The organism is Campylobacter concisus (assembly GCF_002913545.1).
Lineage (GTDB): Bacteria > Campylobacterota > Campylobacteria > Campylobacterales > Campylobacteraceae > Campylobacter_A > Campylobacter_A concisus_AV.
Window position 1 is genome coordinate 1 of the sequence record NZ_PPBR01000080.1, and the last position, 528, is coordinate 528.

Annotated in this window: 1 protein-coding gene; it reads right to left on the reverse strand. The window is 55.1% G+C overall.

The features are described from left to right. Positions 1 to 67: 67 nt before the first annotated feature. On the reverse strand, positions 68 to 528 hold a 461-nt coding region (locus CYP05_RS04725; RefSeq protein ID WP_181001175.1), incomplete at its 5' end, for a cytochrome c biogenesis protein CcdA.

Sequence of the window (528 nt, forward strand, 5' to 3'; positions counted from 1 at the left end):
ACGGCCAGCGGCAATTTGCCGCCTCAGATACACAAGGATAAGTGGCGACAAAAACGGTTATGACGCACTATCCTAGAAGGTCCAAAAACGCTCCACGCACGCTTGCGAGGGTCCAAACTGCAATGATGGGCTTCAAAAAACCAAAGAGTTTTCTAACTTCATCCATCCAGCCGCCATGTCTTGGCAGGAGCTTGCCTGAGCTTAGCCCGACCACAAGAAGCGGCGCGCCCATGCCTAGCCCCATGTCAAAGAGCATGATGCCCCCGTAAATGGCGTCTCCGCTTTGCGCGATGTAAAGAAGTGCGCCTGCCAGTGGTGCTGCCACGCAAGGAGAGACGATGAGCGCTGAGGCAAAACCCAGGTTGAAAACGCCGATGAGGCCTGAGCTGTTCTGTGAGTTTATGCTGATGAAGTTTTTAAATTTTGACGGCAGGTTGATGTCCCCAACGCCAACCATCCCCAAGCCCAAGACGTCAAAAACAGCCGCAAACCCCCCCCCCGCGAAGATGTTGTGGCGCGCCCCGGGCA